Genomic DNA, 24,074 nt, shown 5'->3' with positions numbered 1-24,074 from the left:
CAAAAATATTTGTGGGCCATATTGTGTGTTTTATGACCCACAAACGTTCCCGGAAATTGATTTACGTATACCGGATCGGGGTTTTGATATACACAACATGATCGCTCATTGCTTTTCTGCACCCGCACGTAAACTGGACGATCTCGATCGTCACCCCGACCCAAATAACAACACTCATCCCTCTTCCACCCCAACTTCTCTTCAGGAGAGAAGATCGGATGTCCCCCGCCATCCTGTACCGCCAGTTGCCCGGAGAGGGTCTCGACGCGTTCATCGCAGAGTTCCGGAAAGCCGCCGCCCGCGATCCGTTCGGCACCGTCTTCATCGTCCCGACCTCTCATCTTGCCCGGGAGATCGTCCGCCGCCTCAGGGAAGAGGATGTCCCGGTCGTCGCCGACACGGTCACGACCCTCTCCGGGTTCGCCCGGAAGATCTTTCTCGATTATGCGACGTCGGAAACGCTGATCTCCGGGGCCGAGTCCCGGCTCATCCTCGCCCGCCTCCTCGACGCCGGCAAGTACCCGCTTCTTTCCGGCACCGGTGCGGTCGACGAACTCGCGACCCTTTTTGAGGCCATCCTCATGTGGAAGGTCGATTACCCGGCCGCTCTCGACGATCTCGCGACCGCCAGATGCGTCGAGATCGCCCGCCTCTTCGATGCCTACCGCCGGTTCCTCGACGAGCACGACCTCGTCGACGAGCGCGCGCTCTTTGCCCGTGTGGTCAGGATACTCTCCGACACAGGCTGGTTCCGGACGGTCTATATCTACGGCCTCTTCGAGCCGATGCCGCGGACAGCCGGCAGGTATTATGCCCGCCCTCCCCGGACGGTCTTCGTCTACGGTCTCTTCGAGCCGATGCCGCTCGAGCGCGACCTGCTTCTTTCCCTGCGGGAATCTGCGGAGGATTTTCATTACTCGATCCCCTACGCCAGAAATCCGGTGGTCTTTGCCGATGACGGCGAATGGCTGCTCCCGGATACGGTCATCTCCGGGGATGCCCCGGACACGCGCCGCTCACGCCTTGCCCTCCTCTTCTCCCGGGCCAAGTCCGCTGACTGCGGCGGCTGCATCCGCCTCGCAGAACGACGTGACGGGCTCGACGAAGTCCGGGCGATCGCGCAGGAGATCCGCGATCTGGTCGCCGCCGGCGTGCGGCCGGGCGAGATCGCGGTCGCGTTCCCCGACTTAGCATCGGCGCTGCCTTGCGTGGAGGCGGTCTTCCCCGAATTCGGGGTTCCATACGTTGCGTCCGACGGCCGGCCGCTCTCTGCATTGCCGCTCGTCAGGGCACTGCTCGACGTCGCCGCGGTTCCTGCCCGCGGTTACCGGCGGGAGGACGTCGTCGCGCTCGCGGCCTCTCCATTCCTACCGATCACATGCGGCTGCGATCTCGATCTCCTCTCCCGGGAGGCCCGGATAACCGCCGGGGCGGCCTCCTGGGACGAGCAGTTTGCCGCGCTTCTCCGCACCGTCGAAGATGAGCGAGACCGACCGGAAACCCCGGAACCCGCGAGATCCCGGCTCGCAGCAAAGGCGGTCTCGATAGCGTCGGCACGGGACGCCGTCGGGACGCTCTTTGCCGATCTCTCGATGCTCGATGGGACGAAGACGCTCGCCGACCATATCGCCGTCTATCGCTCCCTCATCGAGCGGTGGCAGGCTCCGGTTATGTCAAAGATGGGCGATCCCGATCTTCTCGGGGAGTTCATCAATCTTCTCGCGTCGTTCGAACGCCTCGCCCGGTTGCTGCCGGAAGAGAAGATATCTCTTGCGGAGTTCTCCTCCCTGCTCGCGCAACTTGCCGCCGGAACCCGGACAGCCCGTCGCCGGAACAGCGGCGGCGTCCAGGTGGTCGGCGTCCGGGAGGTTGCGCACCTCGCCGTCCCCTACCTCTTCATCGGCAACCTCGTCGAGGGCGTGATGCCGCAGCTGACCACCCCGCCCCCGTTCACCGCCGATGCCGGGACCCAGCGCTCTGGGGCGCGGTCGAGGGAGGATATCCTCCGGGAGGAGCGGTATTACTTCACCGCCGCCTTGCTCTCCGCCCGCTCCAGGATCTACCTGAGTTACCCCGCGACCGACGGTGCGACCCCGGTGATCCGTTCCGGGTTTGTGGACGCCGTCCGTGAGGCATTCTCCCCGGGGATGTGGGGGAACGGCGATCTCCCGGACTCCGGGCTCGCGGCAATCCGGCAGGCCTGTGCCTCCATCGCGCGGGGTGAGTCCGTCACCGAGACGCTCCGCATCCCGCCTGCTCTCGATCCCGCGGCGATCCCGGCCGACGCGCGGGAGACCACCCCGCCCGGTCTCCCGCTACGGGACGATATCCCCACGGCGGTTGTCCCGCCGGGCGTTCCCCCGAACGGAGAGGGGGAGCGTGTCTACTCGGCAAGCGAGATCGAGGCGCACCTCCGCGGCCCGGCAGAGTCCCGGCTGCCGGGGTTCGCCGCCGGGGATGACGCCCTAATTCGAGGTCTCGCCGTCCACGAGGTCTTCCGCGGCCGCGATCCCGCCGCGGTGCTGCGGCGGCATGGGCTGGATCCCATCCGGGCACCGGAGTACCGGGAACTCTACTCCCGGTTCCTCGCCTCCCCCCTGATGCAGGGGATCGTCCGCGACCACCGTGAGGTGCCGTTTCTGGTGCGGGTGAACGGGATTGCGTTCAGGGGGGTCATCGACCGGCTGGTGCAGCGGCTGAACGGCGCCTGGATGCTCATCGACTACAAGACCGGGACGCCGGGGGACGCCGCGGATTATGCGATCCAGATGACGGTCTACTGCCATGCCGCCGGCCAGTTCCTCGGGAGTCCGGTCACGCCCTACCTCTACTTCGTCGATGCCGACCGCTGGGCGGAGATTGAGGTGGACGAGGAGCGGGTCTTTGCCGAGATTGGTCGAGCGGTCCGGGGGATTGAAGAGGAGAATCTTTAACGGCGGGGTTCCGGAGGAGAAACACGGGACGCGGCGCTTCCCGGCCGAAACGAGTCGCAACGGGCACTTCTGCGCCCTGCCTCACCGCTCAGTCGTAGAGGCCGATCGCCAGATAGTCGTCGTCCGAGAGTTCGTCCCAGAGTTCGAGGACGACCGAGCCGTCGTCCAGGACGTCGCCGGGGATGACCCATTCGGAGTCGACTTCCCTGACCTCTTCAGCCCCGTCAGGGGTTCTCACGAGCACCTTCATGATATCCTCTCCAGCGTCCGGCTCCACCCGGATCAGGCTCTCCTCGGTGGCTCCCGGAGTATTTTACCCGCCGGATTATCTACCCTTTGTCTCCGGCGGGGCAGGCGAGTTCGCAGGCCCGGCAGTGGTCGATCCGTTCCCTCCCGGAGTTCCTGTCGGCGTCCATCCGTGCCAGGCACCGCGTCCGGCTAAATCTCCCGGTGGAGAAGGCGTCCATCGGGCAGGCGCGGGCGCAGGAGTTCTCGCAGCCGGTGCAGGGGTCGTCTCCCTCCGGCGGTTCCACATCCGGGCTGTCCAGGTCAGCCCATACCGCCCGGAACCGAACCCGCGGCCCGTAGCCCGGGACGATGATGAGGTTGCTCCTCCCCATCCGCCCAATCCCTGCCAGAGAGGCCGCGTCTTTGAGGTAGATCCCGCCCTCCTCGATCCGGTAGGGGATAAGTCGGGCGCTGGTTCCGTACTCTTTCTGCAGCCAGCGGGCGAGTTCTTTGCCGATCTTTCCGAGTATCCGGTCGCCGGGCGTCCCCCGGCCCGGCTCCCAGAGGTCGAGTTCGGGGTGCCCGGGGTCGTGGGAGAGGCCGAGGACGATGTAGGTCCCCCGGTCTTCCTCTGATCCCGGGCGTTTTTCCACGACCGCCGAGGGGCAGTCGATGAGCCGTGCCGCCGCCACGGCGCCTGCTACGTCCGCCCCGAGTTCACGGGCCTTTCGGATGGCCGCCCCGATGATCTCCCGGTCGTTGGGCATTGGAGGTGGTATTGGGGCGGGGGGTGAAGAAGGGAGTGGTTGTTCGGCCTGCCGAAAGAGTGCCTCGGGAACAGCTTGTATGAGGGGGAGTGTGTAGACTGCACGACACCTGGAGGCGTTGAGAGTATGGAGGCAGAAAGGATCATCGTGCCCGTTTCAGAGAGCATTCGGCCCGGGGAAGCTGCGGATCGCCGTCCGGTGCAAACAGGAGGAAGAGTGGGAAGGCTACGCCGTCAGGGAGAGGCTTTGCGGCGAGATGACCCGAATCGTGAACCCTCCCGTAGGTGTCACGGGAGATCGGACAGTATCCGCCCTTTCCCACCGCTCATGCAGGTTCACCGTATTTCTGTCCAGCCGTGCCTCACGTTCAGCCGCAGTTCGGACGCCCGGCGGATGTTTCTGCTCCGTCGCCAACTACCTTCTGCCTGCGTCCCGTTCTGGACTGTCCCCTCCGGCCCGGGCGCGTCTCCTGGCCGGGAGATCCGGGTGCGCGGTTGGTTTCCGGACCTGCGCGCAAACGGGGCAGCGTGCGAAGTCAGGACCGAAAGAGCACAGATCTGCAGGTTCTGGCTGCGATGATAAATAGAATACAAAATCAAAAAGCGCCCCGGCCGGGATTTGAACCCGGGTCAAAAGCTCCGCAGGCTTCTAGGATATCCACTACCCTACCGGGACACGAGAATAAGTGTCTTTCCCCTAGTAACTAGGTTCTCCAGGTTAAAAAGGATTGCTCACCAGGCGATGAGAACGCCATGGCAATGACTGCAGATGCCGGAATTCGACGGAAAAAACCCGTTCAACGACCTGCCCCCGAGGCTACACGCCCCCGGCGCGCATCTCTACGTGCACCTTTACTTCGTTTCCGGAGAGCTCGATCAGGTAGTCCCCATACTTGCCGAGGTAGATCCGCTTATCGGTCGCCGTGCCGAAACCTTTTCCGAACCCGTCCTCGGCCACGATCTTGCCGGACTCGCGCTCCCTGACGGTCACCGTAAACCATGCATCCTCGCTCGGGTATTCCTGTTTGACGACTATGTCCTTTTTGCTGCCGTAATCGCTTGTAGTATGCTTCTCCCGTGTGACCATCTTCGGCTCCACATCGAACTCGATGATGAGCGGGGGCGCGGTCAGGTTGAAGGAGTAGGCGTCTCTCGGGTGAGCGGGACCGAACTCTGTTGTCCTGTCGTAGAGCGTCACGTAGGGGTCCGGCGTCGGTGGGACCTCCGCCGGTCTGCTGAGCGTGGGGCCGGCCATAGCGCTTGTTGCAGTCGGATACGGGGTTGCCGGGGTCAGGTATCCGGGATCGTCATCCTCTCCGGCCGTCTCCTCCGGTGAAAGGCTTCCGGACCAGCCCGGATCGTTGCCGGTCGGCATCTCCGTGCACCCGGCGGATGCGAGAACCAGGATCATCACCGCAGCTGCAAAGAGCGACTTATATACCATGCTCATCGTAGAGGGATTATGCAGGGGGATATTTATGTTTTTACTCTTGGATATTCGGTGAAATAATTTATACGGGAGATGTGGATCTGAGTCAGGTGTTGTAGCCCGAAATCCAGCCGGATTAAGGATTATATCAACCCGGCCTCTGAAGGGCCATCTCAAAGAGGATGGTCGTGTTTTTTTCCGGGGAGATTTACCGGAAAGGATTTTTATATCCACCAAAAAATGTCTGCTGTATTTCGAATATAATGCATACACAAACGGATGTAACATGCAGTGTTCGGGGAGGAATGCTCACCAGACCTGGATCCCATTATCAAATCAATCCAGTAACGTATATCTGCACCCATGGCCAACGGTTGATGATAACGATGGGTAAAAAGCAGGAGAAACGGGCCAAACGCAAGGCAGACGTGCACGATGGCGGAAGGGATCTTGATTCAGGGATCTCCACTTCGGTACGCCCGGGTGCATCCGCCCTCGATACCGTTGTGGCATCCATAAAAACCAGCAGGTATGTCCAGACTCTTCTTGGGTTGACACTCGCCGGTTTTCTCCTCCGGTTCTATAACCTCGCCGGCAACTCGCTCTGGCTCGACGAGGCTGCGACCCTCACATTTGCCCGGCAGTCACTCCTCGGCATATGGGGGAGCACCGCTGGCGGCGAGTTCAACCCACCGCTCTTCTACTGGCTGGAACACGGCATGCTCTTCTTCGGCGAGAGTGAGTTCGTGCTCCGGTTTCTCCCCGCACTCTTCGGCGTCCTGACGATCCCGGTTATATACTACATCGGCTCTGAGTTCCGGGACAGGAACGTCGGGCTCATCGCCGCCGCCCTCCTCACGTTCTCGCCCTTTCATATCTTCTACTCCCAGGAAGCCCGGGCATACGCCCCGATGCTCTTCTTCTTCTCCTTCGCACTACTCTTTTACGTGCGGGCAAACAGATCGAACGAGACCCGCTCCTGGGCTCTCTTCGGCTTCTTCTCCGCAATTGCCTTCTGGATGCACTTCTACGCCATCGTGCCGGTTGCTGTCCTCGTTCTCCACGCCCTGGTCACCCGCGTCGGCGAGATCCGAAAGGATGTCAGGAACGTGAGGAGCCCCATCCTCGCGCTCGCTGCCTTCATCGTTGCCACCCTTCCCCTGCTCATCGTCACGTTCAACCTCTTCATGGCGAGGACGTCATCCACCCCGACCTTCGGCATGCAGGGACTCGACGTCATCCACATGACCCTCTCGCAGATATCGGGGTTCAGCGACTTCATCATGGTTCCCTTCCTCCTCCTCTTTCTGCTCGGCGTCGCCTATACCTGGCGCGAGGACAGGAACGAAGCGCTCCTCCTCGTCTTCATGATGGTTCTCCCGCTGGCGGCGAGCCTTATCCTCTCTTCACGGATGCCGATGATCCCGCGCCACCTTATCTTCCTCCTTCCTATCTACTTCATCGGGATCGCGTCGGCGTATCCCGGACTCCATGCCCTCGTCAGGGACAGGAGAGCGGTCTATCTCGCTATCACGCTGGTGTTTCTCGTCAGCGCACCCTTCCTTGCAACCTACTACACGACACTGCAGAAGAACGACTGGCGGGGATTCTCCATGGAACTGGGCGAGATGACCGGAGAAGGGGATCTTGTCGTCATGCTGCCGTCCTACATGGCGCAACCGCTCGACTACTACTACAGCAACGCAACCGACGGAACCATCGAACTCGGGGCGACAACCGGGAAGGATCTCGAGGCGATCCGGGACTGGCATCCAGAACAGCGTGCGTTCTACATCGTGACCTGGGATATCTTTGCCGTGGACCCCACCGGGGATGCGGTGGACTGGCTTAATGAAAATGCAGAGTTCGTCAGGCAGCGTGGGGGGATCTATCTCTTTGTGTCGACCTAGAGGGGTGGTTACGATGACTGCGCCCTGCGGCTCTGCCGGTGAAAAACATAGACCGGGAAAAACGGCGGGCGACACTATCGGTCGCTGAGAAGCACCTCTATAATCCTTTTACCCGACTGCCCGTCACCGAAAGGATTCATCCATGTCGCCTCGGTCGACAGCGTGGTTGACACGGCCTGTAAAATCCGTTTGGGTTCAGTCCCTGCGAGGATGTTTCCCCCAGTATCAAGAGCCTCGGGCCGTTCCGTATTCTCCCGCAACGTTATGCAGGGAACATGCAATATGCATGCCTCTTCCTGGATGCCGCCGGAGTCCGTCAGGATAGCCCTTGCGGATTTTTCTAAGAGCAGAAATTCCAGATATCCCTGTGGTTCGAGTACGTATACGCCCTCCGGTACTGGCAGGCCAAACTCATTGAGGCGCTTCAATGTACGCGGATGCGCGGGGAACAGTATCGGGAGCCCGTAGATCGAATAGAGATCCTGCATTGCAACGATCAGGTTCTCCAATTTCGCACGATCGTCGACGTTCTCCTGCCTATGAGCAGTGAGTAAAAAGTATTTCCCCGGTTCCAGATCGAGATCGTGAAGAATGTGCGATCGCTGCTCTGCAATCTCGATATTCTGAAGAACCGCATCGACGACAGTGTTTCCAGTTACCCGAATTTTCTCCCCGTCGATTCCCTCCTGCAGAAGGTTGGTCCGTGCCTTCTCTGTAGGGGCAAACAGGTATCTCGATAAATGGTCTGTTAGGATGCGGTTAATCTCTTCAGGCATCGTTCTATCCCAACTCCGTAATCCGGCTTCCACATGCCCGACGTCTACGTTCAACTTCGCAGCAGATAACGCCGAACCCAGAACCGTGTTGGTGTCACCCTGTACGAGCACAACGTCGGGTCTATCGTGGATAAGGATGCGCTCCAGGCCGACCATAATCTTACCCGTCTGCTCGGCATGCGTCCCTGATCCTACATTCAGCTTATGCCCGGGTTTCGGCAGTTCGAGATCGTGAAAAAATGCTGCATCCATCTCATACGAGTAGTGCTGGCCGGTATGGATGAGAGAGTAGTCTAGGTCGAGTTCCTCGCAATACCGGATGATGGGGGACATCTTAATGATCTCGGGGCGGGTTCCAAGAACAACAGCAACGTGCATGCTATATCACCTCTGGGTGTCATGATTTTTGTTGTGCGGCGAGACCGACGCAAAATCCGATCCGCATCAGTCCCAGTTCCCTTTGAAAACTCGAATCTTGAAGATCTTGGTCAGAAGCCGCACATGGTTCCGGATCTCCTTGCTGACGTTGATCTTCGATTCGCCGTACCTGCGCGTATGGAGTACGACTGGGACTTCCACCACCGATCTGCCGTTCAGGATCAGTTTGGCCAGTATCTCGGCGTTGATCTCAAAGTTATTGCTCTGTATGCGTATCTCGTCAAGGACGTCCTTCCTGTAGAGCCGGAAGATGGGGCTTACACAGGTGATTTTCGCACCAAGCAGGATCTGGTACAGCGTGTTCACTACTTTGCTCGGCAGAAACCGGATAAAACTGACCTCCTCCATTAATCCCTGTTCGAGGTACGGAGATCCCGATACGCAATCCGGATGCGACGCCCGGTATGCGGCGATAAGGGCTTCGACATCCTCCGGGCGAAAAGTGAGGTCCGAGTCCATGGTTACAACAAGATCGCCTTTACAGTACTGCAGGCCGTGCTTTATCGCCGCTCCCATACCTTTATTTGTTCCATTGGTCACCGCGATAACGTCGGATCGTTCGCGAGCGAGGCCCTGCAGCAACGGATATGTATCGTCACGACTCCCATCGTCAACCATAACATATTGGAAGGATTCCCCCGTAGCACCCGCAATACGATCGATCTTTGGAAAAAGCTCATCCCTGTACGTCAGTATGTTGTCTCTCTCGTTGTAGAGTGGAATGACTATGGAGATCATCAGATATCCTCCGTAAGCTGCATGGATTAATTATCATTGGCATCCTGACCTGATAAACCCTAGGCGATTGAATAGCTTTTACACGGAGAGGCGTTGATATGCATAAAATCCGATTCTCGGTGGATATCTCCGCTGGCTTAATGTATCAAAGAGACATACAATGTATATGACCCATGCCCGTTGAACTATCCTGTTCCCGGAGAGGGCATCCCGAAATTTCTCTGGCTGGGATATGTTCTCTGGATGTGAGGTACAGCCAGCCGGAGAGCAGGAAATTAGGTGACGACCTCCAGAGAGCCCCGGAGTCCTGAGGATGCCATGAAGTTTCACGTACCTCGCCAGGGATTCATTCAGTTACTGCTCCTCTTGATCGGTCTCGTGATCCTGGCATATTTCATCCTGCAGTCAGGCATCATCGGCAACCTCTGGATTATTACAACAATCAGCATTCCTCTGTTTACCCTGGCGTTTCTGCTCTCTATTGCAAATATAGGATCGAAAGTCTATCGCTGGAAGTACCTTAGCAGATACTATTATCAAGAGATATCATGGTACGATGCCTCCTTGGTGAGTGTATCCAGCCTGTTTTTTGCGAATATTACTCCCGGAAAGGTCGGCGACCTCTACAAAGCGTACTTCATGAACCGCAGGTACGGCGTGCAGTTTCTGGATGGGATATCCATGCTCTTTTACGAGCGTTTTTTCGAATTAACCATCCTCTTCCTGGTTGCTGCCGGCATCGTCATGATCCAGCTCAAGGCCGTGACGGTAATTGTGCTCGAGTTCACTCTGCTGGTGCTGTTCCTGTTGCTGGTTCTCTACTACAAAGCAGATTTCTTCATGGGGCTGGCGGAGAAGGTTCTGGTCAGGCTGCCTATTGAGAAGAGAGAACTGGAGCCCAACCTGCACATCCGGAAGATGCCGCTTTCCAAGATCTTGGTAGTCTTCCTGATAACGCTGCTCTCACTGGTTCTGGAGTTTGCCCGGCTCTGGTGTGTAGCACTGGCATTCGGCTTTCTCGTAAACCCGATTCAGTTATCGATCTTGATGAGCCTTGCCTTCATTATCGGGCTTGTCTCGCAGATACCTCTCGGCGTGGGGGCGATGGAGGGCTCGCTGAGCTACTTCATCACGGCCATGGGCGTTCCCTCGGTCACGGCGATCGCTATCGTCCTTGTTGATCGCATGATCTCGATGTATTTCGCCCTAGTGCTGGGCTTCATCTTCTCGAAACTCTCTTTCGATGCTCTCAAGGGTGCATGAAGATCTGAGCGGTCAGGATCCGACTGCTTCCTCAACTGGATCGAGACGAGAAGATGGAGGATTGGGGGGGCAGCAGGGTTGGGATCCGGGTGCGCCGCGTCAGTGGGAGGGGGTCACCCCGAGTACGCCCGGATAACCCCCCGGTAGACATCCACCGCCTTCTCGAGCTGCTCTAACGAAACCCGCTCGTCCACCGCGTGCAGCGTCGGGATCTCCCCCGGACCGTACTCAACGACGTCGAACCCCACGTCGCGAAGGTACTTCGCGTCGCTTGCCGCCCACTGGAGAAACGGCGTCACCGTCCCATAGACCCGCTCCACCTCGCGGGAGACCGTCCGGACGATCCGGGCATCCGGAGGCGTCAGGGTCGGCTCGGCCACGTCCGTCTCGCGTATCACGGCGTCCGGTGCATGTTCGGCGATGCCCTTCCGGAGTTCGTCAAGGGAGCAGCCCCACGGCACCCGGATGTCGAGTTCCATCCGACACTGCTCCGCCACGATGTTCGCCTTCTCGCCGCCTTCGATGCGGCCCGGGTTGAACATCACCCTCGTGAGGATATCGTCCCCTCCCGCGATCCCGAAGATCTCGGAGAAGACCCGGGCGGACTGGTCGATGAGCGGCTGCAGGTCTTCGCCGACAGGGAACTGGCGGGCGTGAACCTCCCGCAGGTAGCCGATGAGATCGAACGCCGCCATGACGGCGCTCTTCCCGACCAGGGGGTAGAGGGAACTGTGGCCTGGCCTGCCGCGGAAGGAGAGATCGACCCGGTAGAGGCCTTTCTGGCCGACCGCCGGGCTGGTCTCCGGCGTCGGTTCGGCGATCAGGCATTCGCGGGGTTCGAGCAGACCCTGTGCAAGCAGCGACCGGATTCCGTACTCCCCCCCGGTCTCCTCGTCGCAGACGAAGGCGAACTGGACACCCGGCTCCACCCCGCCCTCGATGAGGTCGCGGTAGGCGATAAGGAGGGCGGCGCATCCCCCTTTCATATCGGTGGCGCCTCTTCCCCAGACGTAACCGTCGGCAACCTCCCCGCTATGGGGGTCGTGCGTCCAGTCGTCGGGGATGGCGGGGACCACGTCGACGTGGCCGCAGAGGAGGAGCCGGGAACCGGCCCCGGTCGTGACGAGGTTCTCCCGCCCGCCGGGATGCGAGATGATACGGTTCTTCACCCCGAGGGAGTCGAGGAACTCCCCGATGAACGCGACGACATCCGCCGTGCTCCCCGGGGGGTTCTCGCTCCTGATCTGGATGAGTGCAGAAGCGAGTCGGGCGACATCCATAGAGCGGTCCTCTTATGCCGGTCTGTTCCGGACGTACTCGTCGAAGAGCCGGGCAAGCGACGAGGTGTTGTAGAGCTGTCTGATGAACTTCGGGTCGAAGAACTCGTCGATGAACGTCGAGAGGTAATCGGCCGGGATCGCCCTCTTGTCGTCGGGGTTGAGCACGATCCGGAAACTCCGGTAATGAGCGGGGTCGTCGTTGTCGTAGACGCCGGTCCAGAGCATCGGGAGCGCCTCGTACTTCTCCGGCTGCTCTTCTTTGAGCCAGTTGATAAATCCGGGGAAGTGCACCCGGTCGCCGACCTTCTCCTCGTCCAGACGCCACCGCATGTATTCCACGCTCATGATGTTCCGGGGCGACATGTAGTTGTAGGCGAGCGTGCTGAGCGTGTAGTCGATGTGGGCGAGGGCATCGGTGAAGTAGAAGTGCAGGACCGGATGGAACTCGGCGGGGCTCTCCAGGATCAGCGATTTGCTGTACAACTTCTGCATGACGCGGACGTACTCGTTCATTTCCAGCATATTCTCTCCTATTGGGGAGAGAGGTACAAAAAGTATTCCTTCCCGGTAACAATGGCGGTGATACGGGGCGGTGGGGGCTCTGTTCTACCGAATCGGAGTGTGAGATGGCCGAAGGTCTTCGAGTAATGACGGGTCACAGGGCCGGAGTTCGAAAAGACCGAACATCGCCTTCGCACCTCCGGTGCTCACGCTCCTGCCCTTCGGCCAGTCGCGCATCGAAAATTGCTGCGCAATTTTCTCAAGCTCCGTTCGGCCGCGATCGCGGCCGAACATCGCTTACGTAAAGAACGGCTTTCGCCTGCCGACGGCTTCGCGGAAGGCATCTTCGAGTTCCTTGCCGTGCTTGCCCCGGATATCGATCAGGTTGTCGCTCCGGAGAAGGCAGGGCTTGAGTTTCCCGTCTGAGGTCACGCGCAGGCGGTTGCAGAATGCGCAGAACTCCGTGTTGTGGAGCGGGCGCACCACCTCGACCTCGGCGCCGTCGAGGCAGTACTTCTTGCGGTGGTGCATCCGGCGGGTGACGACCCGTTTCGCCCGCTCGTTCAGGTCCTGCTCGACGCCATCCACGTCTCCGTGGAACTTGCATTCGTTGAACTCCATCAGCTCGATGACCTGGAGGATGACGTCGCGCTTGCTCCGGACGAACGCCATGAAGTCGTCCAGTTCGTCCTCGTTGATGCCGTCGAGGAGCACCATGTTGAGCTTGACCGGAGTCAGCCCGACCTCGATCGCCGCGTCGATCCCCTCAAGAACGTCCGCGAGGCAGTCTTTGCCCGTGATCTGCCGGTAGCGCTCGGGGCGGAGGGTGTCGAGGCTGACGTTCACCCGCGCAAGCCCGGCCTCTTTGAGCTCCGCGGCCTTCGCCGCAAGCAGCGTTCCGTTCGTCGTCAGGGACGACTCCACTCCCGGCGGCACCGAGCGGATGATATCGACGAGGTCGCGGCGGAGCAGCGGCTCCCCGCCGGTGAACTTGATGCTCCTGATCCCGAACTGCACGCCCACCTGCATCAGCTCGGCGATATCCTCGGCACTCATCTGCTCCTCCGGGTTCACCTCGCCCTCGGCGTGGCAGTAGATGCACCGCAGGTTGCACCGCTGGGTGAGGCTGATCCTGAGGTTGGTTACGGTTCGGTTATAAGGGTCTTTCAGCACCATCGCAGGTTCCTTTGAAATTTTTTGCAATAATATAGGTCTCGGCACTCCCTTTCCGCGACGCCTTCGTCCTGTAGCCCCGGACGGAATAGAAATGCTTCCTCACCTCGGCAATCAGTTCGCCGAAGAGCTCGCCCTGGAACGACTTGATCACCATGTTGCCGCCGGGTTTCAGGATCGTGCAGGCAAACGCCAGTGCGTCCTCGCCGAGCCCGATTGCACGGGCCTGGTCGTAACTCTTCTGCCCGGAGAGTTTCGGCGAGGCGTCGGAGACCACGACGTTGACGACACCGCGGGCCTCCTCGCGGATACGCTCCTGAACAAGAGGGTCGGTGAAGTCCCCGACGATGGTGGTGATGCCTTCCATGGGCGCGATGGGATTGAGATCCACGCCGATGACCTTCCCGTCGGTCAGGTCGCGGAGCACCTGCAGCCAGCTGCCCGGCGCCGCCCCGAGGTCGACGATGTTGTCGCCGGGTCTGATGATGCCGTTTCGCTGCTGGATCTCCAGCAGTTTGTAGGCGGCGCGTGCCCGGTATCCCGCTTTCATCGCCTTTCGATAGACGCTGTCTTTAGTCCATTGAGAACCCATTGGGAGCTACCCTCCACCTGAGGTCGACGGATGGCTGCCCGCACCGCCGGCACAATCAAGAAGATTATGTATAGTATTCGATGCTGTTAAACATCAATGATACGGTTCCGAGTACGGGCGATCGGTGTCTGCCGCGACCGATGTCATGAGCCTTTTGCCGATTTTGATCGTAAAGCACTATAATGAATAGGGTGATTATATACTTTCAACGAGAGTTTAATAAGGGGTCACAATGTTAAAGGCAACGATTGACGCAGAAATATTTCGGGAATCCATCGATGCGATCGCCGCACTGGTGACGGAATGCCGCCTGCACACGGCCGAGGACCAGATCCGGACACGCTCCGTCGATACCGCAAACGTGGCCATGGTCTCCCTGGAACTCCAGAGCACGGCGTTCAACTCTTTCTCGGCAACGACCGGGGAGCTGGGTCTGGATATCGCAAAGATGAAGAACATCATCGGGATGATGGGGAAGGGCGACGCGCTGACCCTGAACCTGCTCGACGAAGAGCGGAAACTAGAACTGAGTTTCGGCGGCTACCGCTACTCCATCTCGCTCCTTGACGTCAACACCATCCGGAAAGACCCGAACCCTCCGGGAATCGACCTCCCCGGCAAGGCGGTCGTCCCGGGCGACGCGCTGAACAACGCCATCAAAGCCGCTGCCGTCATCTCCGATAAGATCGCGCTCGGGATCGACCCCGATGCCATGACCTTCTACATGGAGGCGGAGGGGGATACCGACCACATCAAACTCGCGCTCGGCGAGGATGAACTCGTCGCGTTAAACCCGGTGCGGGCCCGCTCTCTCTTCTCGATCGACTACTTAAAGGACATGGGCCGGGTCATGGCGCGCGCGGACGAGGTGGAGGTCTACCTCGGCATCGATCACCCGGTAAGGTTTGTCTTTGACATTGCGGACGGCAACGGCCGCGTCGAGTACCTCCTTGCTCCTCGGATCGAGGCCGATTGATGGATATTGTACTCGACCGCAAAGAACTCATCAAATACCCCTTTTTGAAAGAATCGCAGCAGCTGGCCCGCCGGCACGTTGAGTCGCTCGAAGAGTTCCTTACCGGCAGCCCGGGCGCCGCGGCACTCGAGCGGGCAAAGGAGCGGGTCGTTGCCGCGGTCACGTTCAAAAAGGAGTTCGGGGACGAAGATACCCGGAACCTCAAGCCCGAACTCGAGATCGCGAGCTACGCGCTTGCCCGGATGCTCGTCTCCTGCATCGGCGACCGGTCGCTCATCGACCGCCTTGCCCGCTACGAGGCCGAAAGCGCATCCTTCTTCCTCGCGGCCGAAGAGCCGGAGATACGGCGGTTCGTTGCCAAGAGTGTCGGCATCGATACCCGGGCGGTTTCAATGCCGGTCACCCGGTACGTCGAACTGGTTCCGCACCTGCGCGACAAGCGGTGGCGGCTCGTCAACCGGGAGGTCCGGCAGGGAGGCGTGAACCTTGAGGCGGGCGAGATCGATGAACTTATCCGGGAACGGATCCGGGCGATCATCGCCGACCAGTTGCCGCTCCGGGTTCCGGGGGGGATCTGCGAACGTCTCGCGCCGGTTACAGGCGAGATTGCCGCGCTGCAGCAGCAGCAGGCCCTCGAGCAGTTCGGCGAGGTCAGGGAGGAGGCGTTCCCGCCCTGCATCGGCGCGCTCATCCAGGCGATCACCGCGGGAACGAACCTGACGCACATGGGTCGGTTCGCCATCACGGCGTTCCTCCACACCATCGGGCTGAACGTCGCCCAGATAGCGGACGTATTCGCGCGCGCTCCGGACTTCGACCCGGATATGACGATGTACCAGGTGGAGCACATCTCCGGCCGGGGCGGCACCGAGTATACCCCGCCGTCATGCGCCACCATGCGCACGTTCGGGCTTTGCGCCAACCGGGACAAAGACTGCGAACGGGTCAACCATCCGCTGAGTTACTACCGGTTCAAGAAAAATATAAAGAAAAAACGGAGTTAAGCGACCTTTTTATCGATCAGGTAGCCGGCGATACTGAGCGCGGCGATGAAGGCGACCAGTGCGGCGACGTATGCAAACCCCTTCATCTCTACCATAAGATCGGGCAGCGTCACCAGCAGCACGACAAACAGTGCAAGACACCCGAATGCGGCCAGCACCTCAAGAACCCGTAGATTCATGTAAACAGGTGGGGTACGTGCAGGTATATCTCTATCCATAGGGTGGGGGCGACCCACACGCTTATCCGGGTCGACCGACAATCCCACGCTTATGGAGAGAGACGGGGCACTGGCCCTGCTCCGGCGTTACGTGACGTCGCCATCCCATATCATACATAGCCATGCCACGGCCGCCATCATGAGGAAGGTCGCGGAGCAGCTCGGCGAGGATGCCGCGACATGGGAGGTCATCGGCCTTCTGCACGACATCGACTACGACGTCGTCGGCGGGGATATGGAGCGGCACGGCGTCGAGGGCTACCGGATACTCGTCGAGAACGGTGTCCCGGAAGAGATCGCGGATGTCGTCAGGCGCCACAACCACATGCTCTTTGGGGATTATGTCCGGCCGGTCGAGGTTGCGCTCCAGGCGGCGGACAGCGCCTCGGGCCTGATCATCGCCTGCGCCCTGGTGAAAGGCGGGGCGATCGACGAGGTCACCCCCCGGACGGTGAAGAAGAAGTTCAAGGAGAAGTCGTTTGCCGCCGGCTGCGAGCGCGAGAGGATCCGGATGATTGAATCCCTGATGGACATGGAGACGTTCTACCGCCTCGCGATCGAGGGGCTCGCGGAGGTCCGCGGCGATGTAGGTCTCGGCTGAGCGCAATCCATATATGACTCCCGGACCGAGGATAGAAGGTATGATGCAGGAAGAGCGCGAGAAGGTTGTCGATCGTCTGGAAGAGGCCGTAGCGCTCCTGGTTGAGCGGATGGACGCCCGGCTCATCCCGGAGGTCGGGATGAACATCGGCTACGCCCTGCCCGATGCGCGGAGCAAAGACGATGTGGCGGGAGTCCTCGGCCGGATCGTCAGGCTCGGCGAAGCGGTGCACCCCGTCGGGGAGATCGCGTTCGGGGCAAGCGACCACGTGGCCCGGATCGTCATTACGGCCATGCGTTTCGACCCGCGCATCCGGAGCGCCGCGAACATCCGTTTCTCGGAAGCAATCCTCCCGGAGCTCGATAACCTCCTCTTCGAGGTCTGCTCGTTCGACCGGGAGAACGAACCGCCGGGCGTGCAGACGATGGACTGGGGAGTCGCCTCCTGCTGCCGGGAGGGCGTGCCCGACGTCATCTATGACCGGGGGGCCGTGGGGAAAGAGCCGATGATCCGGGTTCTTGGGGAAGATCCGGTCACGGTCGCACAAAATATTCTTAAACTGTCGAATCGCATTACCTATGCACAATTGTAAGGGTAGGTCCACATGGGAATAAAACCGTCATACATCAAGAACCTCGGCGAAGAACTGATCGTCAAGCACCGCAGCAGATTCAGCGGAGACTTTGAAGAGAATAAACACGCGGTCGCCGAAGTTGCCATGATTGACAGCAAGACCGTCCGGAACCGGGTTGCCGGGTACATCTCAAGAAAGATAAATACCAGGAAGCGTTAAACCAAACTATATGTTTGAGGGAATCCTTCCGGCAATCATTACCCCTTTTTACCGGGACTCGAGGGCGGGTCTCGATATTGAAGGATTGCAGTCCAACATAGAATCACTCCTGCAGCGCGGGGTTCACGGTATCGTGCCCTGCGGGTCGACCGGCGAGTCCGCGACGCTCACGTTCGAGGAGCACGAACTGGTGATCGGTAAGACCGTCGAGGTCGTCGACGGACGGGTGCCGGTGCTTGCCGGGACGGGTTCGAACAACACGGAGGAGGCCGTTCGCCTGACCCGGTCGGCGAAGGACGTGGGTGCGGACGGCGCGCTCGTCATCAGCCCGTACTACAACAAACCGAACCGCTCCGGGCTCATCAAGCACTTCACGAAGCTCGCCGACCTTGATCTCCCGATCGTCCTCTACAACGTCCCGGGCCGGACGGGGCAGAACCTCCAGCCCGACCTGGTGGCCGAGCTCGCGAGACACCCGAACATCGTCGGGATCAAGGAGGCGAGCGGCGACATCACCCAGATCTCCCGCATCATCGAGGAGACGCAGGACGAGGAGTTCAGCGTGATCTCCGGGGACGATGCAATGACCATGCCCGTCCTCGCCATAGGGGGCACAGGCGTGATATCGGTGACGGCAAACGTCGACCCCCGCCGGATGGTGGAGATGTACGAGGCCTTCCGGGCCGGCGACCTTGCCCGCGCACGGGTTCTGCATTATGAACTTGCTCCCCTCATGCGGGCGATGTTCGTGGACACGAACCCCATCCCCGTGAAGAAGGCGGTGGAGCTCATCGGGATGGCCGCGGGACCGGTCAGGCTGCCGCTCGACGAACTTGACGAAGCAAAGACGGAACAACTGAGGAAGGTGCTGGTAAACCATGGTTAAGGTAGTCGTATCCGGTGCCCTGGGGCGTATGGGCACCAACATCGGCCGGATCGTCGATGAAGCCCCCGACATGGAGCTGGTCGGCGGCATCGATATACGGGAAGGAACGCTGTTCGGGACTGAGGTCGTCCCGGCGGGGAAGATAGATGCGTTCCTGAACGAGAAGAAGCCCGACGTCCTGATCGACTTCACCGTTGCGGCCGCTGCGGTCGAGAACATCAAAGCCGCCGCCCGAAACGACGTGGCGCTCGTCGTCGGGACGACGGGGTTCTCCCCCGAGCAGCGGACGACGATCGCGAGCGCCGTCGAAGGAACCGTCCCGGCGGTGATATCGAGCAACTTCTCCGTCGGCGTCAACATCTTCTGGAAACTCGTGCGGGAAGCGGCACGCGAGCTCGGTGACTATGACATCGAGGTCACCGAAGCCCATCACCGCTACAAGAAGGACGCCCCGAGCGGCACGGCAAAGACCATCCTCGAGATCCTCGACCAGGAACTCGGAAGCCGCGAAAAAGTCTACGGCCGTGTCGGCGAGGCCGAGCGGAAAGGCGAAATCGGCGTCCACGTCGTCCGCGGCGGCGATATCGTCGGCGATCACTCCGTCCTCTTTGCCGGGAACTTCGAGTGCATCGAGGTCTCCCACCGGGCCTACGACCGGGCGGTCTTCGCTCAGGGCGCCGTCCGGGCCGCACGCTGGGTCGTCGGCAGGGAACCGCGCATCTATAGTATGCAGGATGTCCTCGGGCTGTGATAAGGAAAGCGAAATTTATTTTTGATGCGATTGTAAACTATGTACATTCGGAGGAATCAAATTGGCAGCAGTTGTTGATATTGAAAAGTGTACCGGTTGTGAAACCTGCGTGGATGTCTGTCCGGCTTCCGCCATCACTATGGAAGACGGGAAGGCGAAGGTCGACATCGATCTCTGCGTCGATTGCGAGACCTGCGTCGACGAGTGCCCGTCAGAAGCGATCTCCATGGAGTAAAGAAACCAACTCTTTTAATACCTCCTACACTACAGATATTTTTGTCTATGATCAATGTAGGAGTGCTTGGTGCCACAGGAGCGGTAGGACAGCGCTTTGTTCAGTTGCTGGCGGATCATCCCTGGTTTCATCTTCAGACGCTGACCGCATCTGAGCGGAGTGCGGGAAAACCGTACGGCAAAGTGGTCAACTGGCGCCTCGATGCGCCGTACCCGGACAATGTCAGCGATATCGTCGTCACTCCCACAACCGTCGAGAGCCTGAAGGACTGCGATCTCGTCTTCTCGGCGCTCCCTCCCGAGGTGGCGGCGTCTCTTGAGACGGAGATCGCTGATGCGGGTATCGGCGTCTGCAGCAACGCCCGGTCGCACCGTATGGATGCGGACGTTCCGCTGGTGATCCCGGAGGTCAACCCGGATCACCTCGGTCTGATCGACGTCCAGCGGGATCGCGGGCGTGAGGGATTCATCGTGACGAACCCGAACTGTTCGACGATCGTCCTTGCGCTGGCCCTTGCACCCTTGAGATCGTTCGAGTTCCATGACGTGCGCGTGGCGACCATGCAGGCTATCTCCGGGGGCGGGTTTGCCGGCGTCTCCGCTATGGACATCTATGATAACGTCGTTCCCTACATCGGCTCCGAAGAGGAGAAGATGGAGATCGAGACGCTGAAGATCATGGGATCGTTTGACGGTTCCGAGGTGACTCCGGCTCCGTTCAGCGTGAGCGCAAGTTGCCACCGGGTTCCTGTCATCGACGGGCATACCATTGCGGTCTGGATCGACGTGAAGGAGCCGGTTGCCGAGGTGAAAAAAGTTTACGCAAACTTTAAGTCACCCTTCAACAATCTACCCTTACAGCCGGAGAAGGCCGTTGAGTTCCTCGACCTGCCCGACCGTCCGCAGCCACGGCTCGACCGTAACCGCGGGCGAGGCATGACGGTGTCGGTCGGGAGAATCCGTGAAGGATTACGGTTCGTTGCGCTCGGTCACAACACTATCCGTGGGGCCGCAGGCGCATCCGTCCTCAACGCAGAACTGATATGCTCGAAGAAGTACCTTTAGACGAGGTGGGCTAATGATAAAGGACAACACAGTATTCGTAGGAAACAAACCTGTCATGAACTACGTGCTTGCGGTGGTCACTCAGTTCAATAACGGAGCGGAGGAAGTCGCGATTAAGGCCCGGGGGAAGGCAATTTCACGTGCGGTCGATACGGCGGAGATCGCGCTCAACCGGTTCCTTGCAAACGTGGACAAAAAAGAGATCTTTACGTCGACCGAGATGATCGACACCGATACCGGTAAGACTAACGTATCAAGCATCGAGATTGTCCTCGCTCATGCGAAGTGAGATCCCGAAGCACTTTTTGATACCCGTGGGGAGAGCGTAGCGGTCGGATGTCGATGGAATCTCTCCCTTCGGGAGTTATTCTCGCGGATGCTCCCGCACGGTGCGCCGGCGGCATCCGGCGCTCCGGAAAAACCTCTCTTGCGCGCCCTATCCGTCAGACGGTCGTGTATGCGGCCGATTTGGTGCGGATCGACCATAAAGGCTTTATGAGCCGCTCTATATACGCTATACCATGAAACGGTTGGCGGTCGGCATGGCGCTGCTGCTGGTGGCTGCTCTCATTGCTCCCGCGGTGGCGGCGGGCGAGGAGCGGTACAGTTACATCACCGTCAAAGACGTCACCGTCCGGCTGGAGAAGGCGGATGCCGTCGTCACCATGAACTATACGATAGACGACGGCATCGGGTTCCTCGTTCTCCTCATTGGGAAATCCGATCTGAGGCAGAAAGCACTCGAGATACTGAACTTCAACAACGCCAGCGTTCAGTATCTCGATCTCGAGCGCATCGAGGTGCGCGTGAAAGATGCATCGAACGACTACGGGCAGGGGTCGTACTGGTTCCCCGCTCACCGGTTCGGCGTGGTCGTGCCCTCGCTCACCGTCGTTACCTCTCAGGACGTCAAACACTACGAGAACGTCAGCGAATTCCCCGATGGATTCGGCTATTTTGCCTGATCGTCGGTAAGCCGGACTTTTGACGCTACCTTCAGGTCTTTCGAGTACGGCGTTACGGCCGTGCTCACGCCTGCGGCAGCGGCCCGATCCCCGTAAGGGCGCGGTGGGTGTGGCGGGTGAATTGAGAGTCTTTTGGGGCCGCTGCTGCCTCGCGGCAGGGACGATCCGGGGCGTCTGGCATCGTCACACAGCCCGATGAGTGCCGTCTACAACTGCGGTCGTTATCAGGCCGAAACGCTTCATCCGCTATGTCGTCGAGAAGTGAGGGGCGGGAATCTCCCGCAAGACGGGGAGAACCTGGGTTCTGAAAGGTGATCGGGCGCCGCCACGTCTCTTCAGTGCGACTGGTTCGCGACCGGTTCGCGTTCGTCGACCCAGCGGCCCAGGAACGACTGGAGGTATACGCCGAAAAAGGCGCAGAAGAGCCCTCCGATTATCGCGAAGAGGATATACAGCGCACCGCTCGTACTCGTTATGGGGAACCCGGAGATCTCGCTGCTGATCGAGAGGATGTAGATGCTTGCCCCGTAGGCGATGGCCCCGATCGCCAGAACGAAGAACGGCAGGGCAATCACCCGCTGGATGGCTTCGCGTTCGTTCAAGAAGACGTCGATGATCTTTCCCACCGATGCCACGAGGCCGGCGGCGGTGAACCAGGCGACGGCACCGTAGATGAACGCGAGCACCTGGATGACGATGCCGAACGGGGAGTAGTATTCGAGGAGGCTTATGAGCCCGAGGATAATCCCGACGATACCGAGGAGTATCGCAGCGATGTAGGAGACGAACGTGAACCTCCCGCCGTGGAGCGATGCTTTCAGCGAGGTAATCAGGTAACCGAAGACCTCGTCTATTCCGATGCCCTTGAAGAGCAGGTAGGTGCCGATGACGCCGACGACGACGATGGTCGCACCCTCGGGGTACCCGAGGAGGTATCCCACGGCATAGAGGAGCATCGCGAGACCGACCGGGACAAGCACGATCTTCGAAACCTTCGGGTCGTCGAGCAGACGCCGTAAGATATAATACGTCCCCTCGAGGTTCGGCATCTGGTTGACCACGACTCTCCGCACGCTGCTGACCGGCACCCGGGACTGGATGATGGGGAGGACGTACTCGTCCTCGGCTCCGTCCGTCACGATGATGCAGGATGTGGAACCCGTTGCGGAGAGGATTGCGTCGAGACTGGACGCTACCCGCCGATCACCCTCGAGCAGGTTCATATGGTTGCCGCAGATGACGGCGACGGCGACCTCTTCCCCTTTCCCGGTAAGTTCGTCGTGGAGTTTGATCGTCTCGAAGATCGCGTTGACGTCGGAGTCCTCGGGATCGACCAGGGCGAGCGAGGTCGCCGCATGGAGGCATGCCTCCCTGCCCACGATGGGGCCATCGATCCCGGCTTTAAACCCGAGATCGTCATCGCGATCGACACAGAGGACGAGCGTCCGCTCTTTTGCCATTCAATAGAACATCGCCTCAGATCTATTAAATGATTTGCGGCGCGGTAAAAAAGTATTAGATGAGTTTTGCACGCTGAAGCAGGAGCAGATCGTCGGTGGTGATCTTCTCACCGTCACGGAACTGCTGGAAGACACGTTCCGCCTCTTTCCGGACGGCCTTCTGCTCTTTGGTGACTTTGGTCTTCTTGGTCTTCTTCCGGAGACCCGAGATAACCTTGTCGTAGTCACGGAGCTCCTTCTGGCAGGCGATGAACTGCTTGTGCTCTTCGTCCGCAGCCTCCTGGGCCTCGACGAACTGCTGGTGGGCCTGATCGGCCTCTTCGCGGGACTTGTCGGCCTTCCTGTAAGACTCCACCATCAGGTCGTGGTGCTGCTGTGCGGCTTCGGCCTTCTCGGTGACATCCTTGTGGATCTCGGACGCCAGTCTGCGAAACTCGCGGGCGTCGGTAAGCTTCGTCCGCATCTCTTTGTTCTGTTCGAGCTCGGCCTCCTGGTCCTTCGCCGCCGCCTTGAGCTGCTTGATCTTCTCGATCAGCTCACGTTCCTTATCGGTGCTGTAGACCTCGGTCTGCTGCTTGAACTCCAGGTGCTCGATCTGCTTCTGCAGTTCCTTGATGCCCCGGTTCTGGAGGTTGCCGTGCTCTCTCTTGAAGGACTCGATCTCCTCGAAGAGCGCGTTTGCCTTGTCGTTGTAATCGTTTCTCTGGTCTTTCAGCGCCTGGACTTCTTCGTTGATCTTATCCCGCTGCTCCTTGTGCTGTTGCGCCTCCTCGACGAACTCGCGGGTCTGGCCATTCAACGTGTTGCGTTCCCTGGCGTTTTTGCTGGCAAGCGCGTTCAGCTCGTTTCGCCGGTCTTTGTGCTGTTCAGACTCCGCAAGGACCTTTTTTCTCTTTTCAATCAGATCGTTCAGCATTCTTTACCAATCCTCGACATTCGGTACCTGTCTCATATCCCCGCCAGCAAAAGGCCGCTCCTGTGTGCTGCAGGATGCCGGAGGCTCGTGTAGCGGCCACACCACAAGAAAAGACGCTTCCCGGACTCGGTGATCGAGACCGTCGTTCATCTGTCTGCTCATGTGTTCAACCCCGGTA

26 protein-coding genes and 1 tRNA gene are annotated in these 24,074 nt (G+C 59.7%); 14 read left to right on the top strand and 13 right to left on the bottom strand.

The genetic code is table 11. The features are described 5' to 3' along the window. Window positions 1-218 precede the first annotated feature (218 nt). Window positions 219-2,933, top strand: coding sequence for a PD-(D/E)XK nuclease family protein (locus MchiMG62_RS08485; protein ID WP_221056587.1), 2,715 nt, complete (start codon window positions 219-221; stop codon window positions 2,931-2,933). Window positions 2,934-3,021: 88 nt separating this feature from the next. Here the strand turns inward: MchiMG62_RS08485 and MchiMG62_RS08480 are convergent, their stop codons facing one another. From MchiMG62_RS08480 to MchiMG62_RS08465, 4 genes are all read right to left on the bottom strand, one after another. Next, the gene (locus MchiMG62_RS08480; protein WP_074369900.1) at window positions 3,022-3,210 is read right to left on the bottom strand and encodes a hypothetical protein; all 189 of its coding nucleotides are present in this window, start codon (window positions 3,208-3,210) and stop codon (window positions 3,022-3,024) included. Between the two features lie 52 nt (window positions 3,211-3,262). Further along, window positions 3,263-3,928, bottom strand: a complete 666-nt coding sequence (locus MchiMG62_RS08475) for an NADH-quinone oxidoreductase subunit I (protein ID WP_221056586.1) — start codon at window positions 3,926-3,928, stop codon at window positions 3,263-3,265. 603 nt (window positions 3,929-4,531) lie between these two features. After that, window positions 4,532-4,603: transfer RNA gene (locus MchiMG62_RS08470), tRNA-Arg, on the bottom strand. A gap of 141 nt (window positions 4,604-4,744) precedes the next feature. Continuing rightward, window positions 4,745-5,377, bottom strand: coding sequence for a hypothetical protein (locus MchiMG62_RS08465; RefSeq protein WP_221056585.1), 633 nt, complete (start codon window positions 5,375-5,377; stop codon window positions 4,745-4,747). 365 nt (window positions 5,378-5,742) lie between these two features. Here MchiMG62_RS08465 and MchiMG62_RS08460 point away from each other — a divergent pair, with 365 nt between their 5' ends. Further along, the gene (locus MchiMG62_RS08460; RefSeq protein WP_244987643.1) at window positions 5,743-7,266 is read left to right on the top strand and encodes a glycosyltransferase family 39 protein; all 1,524 of its coding nucleotides are present in this window, start codon (window positions 5,743-5,745) and stop codon (window positions 7,264-7,266) included. A gap of 74 nt (window positions 7,267-7,340) precedes the next feature. Here the strand turns inward: MchiMG62_RS08460 and wecB are convergent, their stop codons facing one another. Together wecB and MchiMG62_RS08450 are read right to left on the bottom strand one after the other, a co-directional pair. Continuing rightward, window positions 7,341-8,420 carry a non-hydrolyzing UDP-N-acetylglucosamine 2-epimerase gene (wecB, locus tag MchiMG62_RS08455; protein ID WP_221056583.1) on the bottom strand — a complete coding sequence of 360 codons (1,080 nt, stop codon included), beginning with the start codon at window positions 8,418-8,420 and terminating at the stop codon, window positions 7,341-7,343. A gap of 66 nt (window positions 8,421-8,486) precedes the next feature. Further along, window positions 8,487-9,218 carry a glycosyltransferase gene (locus tag MchiMG62_RS08450; RefSeq protein ID WP_221056582.1) on the bottom strand — a complete coding sequence of 244 codons (732 nt, stop codon included), beginning with the start codon at window positions 9,216-9,218 and terminating at the stop codon, window positions 8,487-8,489. Between the two features lie 279 nt (window positions 9,219-9,497). On the opposite strand from MchiMG62_RS08450, the gene MchiMG62_RS08445 reads away from it, so the two are divergent. Then, window positions 9,498-10,481, top strand: coding sequence for a lysylphosphatidylglycerol synthase transmembrane domain-containing protein (locus MchiMG62_RS08445; RefSeq protein ID WP_221056581.1), 984 nt, complete (start codon window positions 9,498-9,500; stop codon window positions 10,479-10,481). Window positions 10,482-10,594: 113 nt separating this feature from the next. On the opposite strand, the gene MchiMG62_RS08440 is transcribed toward MchiMG62_RS08445, so the two are convergent. From MchiMG62_RS08440 to MchiMG62_RS08425, 4 genes are all read right to left on the bottom strand, one after another. Continuing rightward, the gene (locus tag MchiMG62_RS08440; protein ID WP_221056580.1) at window positions 10,595-11,761 is read right to left on the bottom strand and encodes a M20 family metallopeptidase; all 1,167 of its coding nucleotides are present in this window, start codon (window positions 11,759-11,761) and stop codon (window positions 10,595-10,597) included. A 12-nt stretch (window positions 11,762-11,773) separates the two neighbouring features. After that, window positions 11,774-12,283 carry a hypothetical protein gene (locus MchiMG62_RS08435; protein ID WP_221056579.1) on the bottom strand — a complete coding sequence of 170 codons (510 nt, stop codon included), beginning with the start codon at window positions 12,281-12,283 and terminating at the stop codon, window positions 11,774-11,776. Window positions 12,284-12,559: 276 nt separating this feature from the next. Further along, window positions 12,560-13,438, bottom strand: a complete 879-nt coding sequence (gene moaA, locus MchiMG62_RS08430) for a GTP 3',8-cyclase MoaA (RefSeq protein ID WP_221056578.1) — start codon at window positions 13,436-13,438, stop codon at window positions 12,560-12,562. Beyond that, complete coding sequence (locus MchiMG62_RS08425; protein WP_221056577.1) at window positions 13,416-14,027, bottom strand: RlmE family RNA methyltransferase; 612 nt, start codon at window positions 14,025-14,027, stop codon at window positions 13,416-13,418. Before MchiMG62_RS08425 ends, moaA begins: the two co-directional genes overlap by 23 nt. Window positions 14,028-14,259: 232 nt before the next feature. Between MchiMG62_RS08425 and MchiMG62_RS08420 the strand changes: the two genes are divergently transcribed. Then, window positions 14,260-15,003 (top strand): DNA polymerase sliding clamp, encoded by a 744-nt coding sequence (locus tag MchiMG62_RS08420; RefSeq protein WP_221056576.1) that lies wholly within the window; start codon window positions 14,260-14,262, stop codon window positions 15,001-15,003. After that, window positions 15,003-16,007 carry a DNA primase regulatory subunit PriL gene (gene priL, locus MchiMG62_RS08415; protein ID WP_221056575.1) on the top strand — a complete coding sequence of 335 codons (1,005 nt, stop codon included), beginning with the start codon at window positions 15,003-15,005 and terminating at the stop codon, window positions 16,005-16,007. Before MchiMG62_RS08420 ends, priL begins: the two co-directional genes overlap by 1 nt. On the opposite strand, the gene MchiMG62_RS08410 is transcribed toward priL, so the two are convergent. Then, entirely contained in the window at window positions 16,004-16,186 is a 183-nt protein-coding gene (locus MchiMG62_RS08410; RefSeq protein ID WP_244987642.1) for a hypothetical protein, read from the bottom strand. The two genes, priL and MchiMG62_RS08410, sit on opposite strands and share 4 nt — an antisense overlap. Before the next feature lie 91 nt (window positions 16,187-16,277). Here MchiMG62_RS08410 and MchiMG62_RS08405 point away from each other — a divergent pair, with 91 nt between their 5' ends. The 9 genes from MchiMG62_RS08405 to MchiMG62_RS08365 all read left to right on the top strand — a co-directional run bounded on the left by MchiMG62_RS08405 (window position 16,278) and on the right by MchiMG62_RS08365 (window position 21,520). After that, window positions 16,278-16,826: an HD domain-containing protein gene (locus MchiMG62_RS08405; RefSeq protein ID WP_221056573.1), complete on the top strand. Its 549-nt coding sequence runs from the start codon at window positions 16,278-16,280 to the stop codon at window positions 16,824-16,826. A 40-nt stretch (window positions 16,827-16,866) separates the two neighbouring features. Next, window positions 16,867-17,418 carry a thiamine-phosphate synthase family protein gene (locus tag MchiMG62_RS08400; RefSeq protein ID WP_244987641.1) on the top strand — a complete coding sequence of 184 codons (552 nt, stop codon included), beginning with the start codon at window positions 16,867-16,869 and terminating at the stop codon, window positions 17,416-17,418. A gap of 12 nt (window positions 17,419-17,430) precedes the next feature. Further along, window positions 17,431-17,619 (top strand): 30S ribosomal protein S17e, encoded by a 189-nt coding sequence (locus MchiMG62_RS08395; protein WP_054847239.1) that lies wholly within the window; start codon window positions 17,431-17,433, stop codon window positions 17,617-17,619. Window positions 17,620-17,629: 10 nt separating this feature from the next. Further along, the gene (gene dapA / locus MchiMG62_RS08390; protein ID WP_221056572.1) at window positions 17,630-18,505 is read left to right on the top strand and encodes a 4-hydroxy-tetrahydrodipicolinate synthase; all 876 of its coding nucleotides are present in this window, start codon (window positions 17,630-17,632) and stop codon (window positions 18,503-18,505) included. After that, complete coding sequence (gene dapB, locus MchiMG62_RS08385; RefSeq protein ID WP_221056571.1) at window positions 18,498-19,256, top strand: 4-hydroxy-tetrahydrodipicolinate reductase; 759 nt, start codon at window positions 18,498-18,500, stop codon at window positions 19,254-19,256. The genes dapA and dapB overlap by 8 nt, the downstream gene beginning before the upstream one ends. A 61-nt stretch (window positions 19,257-19,317) precedes the next feature. Next, window positions 19,318-19,491, top strand: coding sequence for a 4Fe-4S binding protein (locus tag MchiMG62_RS08380; protein WP_054847238.1), 174 nt, complete (start codon window positions 19,318-19,320; stop codon window positions 19,489-19,491). Between the two features lie 47 nt (window positions 19,492-19,538). After that, window positions 19,539-20,555 (top strand): aspartate-semialdehyde dehydrogenase, encoded by a 1,017-nt coding sequence (asd, locus tag MchiMG62_RS08375; protein ID WP_221056570.1) that lies wholly within the window; start codon window positions 19,539-19,541, stop codon window positions 20,553-20,555. 13 nt (window positions 20,556-20,568) lie between these two features. After that, the gene (gene albA / locus MchiMG62_RS08370) at window positions 20,569-20,844 is read left to right on the top strand and encodes a DNA-binding protein Alba (protein WP_074369882.1); all 276 of its coding nucleotides are present in this window, start codon (window positions 20,569-20,571) and stop codon (window positions 20,842-20,844) included. 232 nt (window positions 20,845-21,076) lie between these two features. Then, entirely contained in the window at window positions 21,077-21,520 is a 444-nt protein-coding gene (locus MchiMG62_RS08365) for a hypothetical protein (RefSeq protein WP_221056569.1), read from the top strand. Window positions 21,521-21,855: 335 nt separating this feature from the next. Here MchiMG62_RS08365 and MchiMG62_RS08360 read toward each other — a convergent pair whose 3' ends face one another. Together MchiMG62_RS08360 and MchiMG62_RS08355 are read right to left on the bottom strand one after the other, a co-directional pair. Then, window positions 21,856-22,980 carry a DUF373 family protein gene (locus MchiMG62_RS08360; RefSeq protein WP_221056568.1) on the bottom strand — a complete coding sequence of 375 codons (1,125 nt, stop codon included), beginning with the start codon at window positions 22,978-22,980 and terminating at the stop codon, window positions 21,856-21,858. Between the two features lie 55 nt (window positions 22,981-23,035). After that, window positions 23,036-23,896 carry a coiled-coil protein gene (locus MchiMG62_RS08355; RefSeq protein WP_221056567.1) on the bottom strand — a complete coding sequence of 287 codons (861 nt, stop codon included), beginning with the start codon at window positions 23,894-23,896 and terminating at the stop codon, window positions 23,036-23,038. Between the last annotated feature and the right edge of the window lie 178 nt (window positions 23,897-24,074).

Source organism: Methanoculleus chikugoensis (assembly GCF_019669965.1).
Lineage (GTDB): Archaea > Halobacteriota > Methanomicrobia > Methanomicrobiales > Methanoculleaceae > Methanoculleus > Methanoculleus chikugoensis.
Note: the sequence above shows the minus strand (reverse complement) of the source record. Positions and strands in the feature narration are given on the sequence as shown.